Raw genomic sequence first — 1,729 nt, forward strand, 5'->3', positions numbered from 1 at the left:
GAGGAGTATGCCTAATGGGAAGCGAAGGTTGGCGGGAGCTGACCTTCAGGGCGCGAGGCGAGCCTTTGAGTATGCCCGGACCTCAGAGTCCTGTTGACAAGACGAGGCTGGCTCGCGTCCAGCAGCATGGACCTCAAGTGTTCAAGACGAGGTACAGATCAGTCTGCGAGGGCATTCAAGTGGTCCCGTTGGTGCAGGCAGGCCTGTATCTGACTGCTGCGCGGTTTGCTGTCCGTAGTCCGAGCCGGTTGTGCGGATCACCTCTCACCTCTGCCTGAGCCCTCAGCTCTGACACGGACCGAGGACCGTATGACTCGCTGGGGTTGCGAACGGCTGGTGGGATGACGTGCCTTGAGCACTTCCATTAGGGAGCACGCGCACCCTGCACAGGCTCTGGCCTGGGAAAAGAGCCGCGACGAAGGAGGACCGGATGGAGATCGTCGGGTTACCGACGCCAGTGTTCTGTGGGGTGGACTGGGCCGAAGACCACCACGACATAGCCCTGGTTCACGCCGGGGGAAAGCAACTCGCCAAGGTACGAATCAGTGACGACGCGGCAGGGTTCGCCCAGCTCACGGCCCTGCTGGCTGAACATGGCGATAGCGAGGACGCCCCGATCCCCGTGGCGATCGAGACATCGCGCGGGCTCCTCGTCGCCTGCCTGCGGGCCACCGGCCGGCCGGTCTTCGCGATCAACCCGCTGGCAGTCGCCCGCTATCGGGACCGTCACTCCGTCGCCCGCAAGAAGTCAGACGCCGTCGACGCCGCGGCCCTGGCCAACATCCTGCGAACCGACATGGCCGCCCACCGGCCGCTGCCCGCGGACTCCGAGCTCGTGCAGGCCATCGCCGTGCTCGCGCGTGCCCAACAGGACGCCGTCTGGGCCCGTGGCCAGGCCCAGAACAAGCTCCGCTCTCAGCTCAGGGAGTTCTACCCGGCGATCCTCGACGCCTTCGCCCAGCACAAACACGGCCTGTGCTCGAGGGAAGCCCGCAGCATTCTGGCTGCAGCCCCGACCCCGACCATGGCGGCGAAGCTGACACGTCGGCGCCTGCAGTCCCTGCTCAAGCAGGCCGGCCGGGTCCGCGGCATCCAGACCGAAGCCGCAAGGCTCCACGAAGTCTTCAAGCGCGAGTATCTCCACCAGCTCCCGCAAGTCGAGGCAGCCCTCGGGCATCAGACATCCGCTCTGCTCAGGCAGCTGAACACCGCCTGCGACAACGCTGAACAGCTCGAAGAAGCCGTCACACAAGCCTTCGAAGAGCATCCCGATGCCCCGATCATCCGCAGCTTTCCGGGACTTGCCTCACTGACCGGCGCCCGGATCCTGGCAGAGATCGGCGATGACCGGACCCGCTTTGCCAACGCCGGATCGCTCAAGGCCTACGCAGGAAGCGCCCCGGTCACCAGGTCCAGCGGCAAGAGCTGCATGGTCATGAGCCGGAAGATCAAGAATCAGAGATTGGCAGCCGTCGGCTATGTCTGGGCCTTCGTCTCCCTGACCCGCTCACCAGGCGCCAGAGCCCACTACGACCGCCGCCGAGAGGCCGGCGACCGCCACGTCGCCGCACAGAGGAACCTCTTCAACCGCTTCATGGGAATGCTGTTCTACTGCCTCCAGAACGGTCACATCTACGACGAAGCAATCGCCTTCCCGCAGCCGTCACCCGAACTCGCTGCAGCAGCGGCTTGACGCTTATCGGCGTGGGATGTCTTGTCGCCCCGCACC

Annotated in this window: 1 protein-coding gene; it reads left to right on the forward strand. The window is 65.2% G+C overall.

Annotated elements, in window-relative coordinates; genetic code table 11:
• The first annotated feature begins 430 nt into the window (after positions 1-430).
• Positions 431-1,693, forward strand: a complete 1,263-nt coding sequence (locus ACFYY1_RS43255) for an IS110 family transposase (RefSeq protein WP_388595605.1) — start codon at positions 431-433, stop codon at positions 1,691-1,693.
• Positions 1,694-1,729: the final 36 nt, after the last annotated feature.

The sequence above is a fragment of the Streptomyces sp. NPDC001890 genome (genome assembly GCF_042891445.1).
In the GTDB taxonomy this organism is placed as follows: domain Bacteria; phylum Actinomycetota; class Actinomycetes; order Streptomycetales; family Streptomycetaceae; genus Streptomyces.

Bases quoted from the DNA above. Each gene is read 5' to 3' on its own strand.
- ACFYY1_RS43255 (WP_388595605.1), top strand. From the start codon at position 431: ATGGAGATCGTCGGGTTACCGACGCCAGTGTTCTGTGGGGTGGACTGG.